The organism is Pseudomonas peli (genome assembly GCF_050563605.1).
Taxonomy (GTDB): domain Bacteria; phylum Pseudomonadota; class Gammaproteobacteria; order Pseudomonadales; family Pseudomonadaceae; genus Aquipseudomonas; species Aquipseudomonas peli_A.
Genome location: NZ_JBNXUH010000274.1, coordinates 1 through 245, shown reverse-complemented (window position 1 = coordinate 245; position 245 = coordinate 1). Strand labels below are relative to the sequence as shown.

Below are 245 nucleotides of genomic sequence, written 5' to 3'. Positions count from 1 at the left end.
TCGATCCGGCGAGGCGGGGGGGGGCGGCCGCTGGGGTAGGGTTTGGTAAAAGGGCGCCCTCCCGCGGGGGGGGGSSGGGGGGGGGGGRGRGGGGYKYCCCCCCCCCCCCCCCGGGGGGGGGGGGGGGGGGGGGGGNGGGGGAAAATAAAAGGTACCCACCGCTAAGCCGCTACTCCACCACCTTAAACCGCAGCACACCAATCATCTGCCCGGCTTCGGTCAGCACCTGCACCTGCCAGCGGCCT

The 245-nt window shown here is 74.7% G+C and carries 1 protein-coding gene; it reads right to left on the bottom strand.

The window, feature by feature from the left end; genetic code table 11:
• Positions 1-169: 169 nt before the first annotated feature.
• Positions 170-245: DUF2914 domain-containing protein (locus ACQ4LH_RS21715; RefSeq protein WP_430699009.1), on the bottom strand; the 76-nt coding region annotated here is incomplete at its 5' end.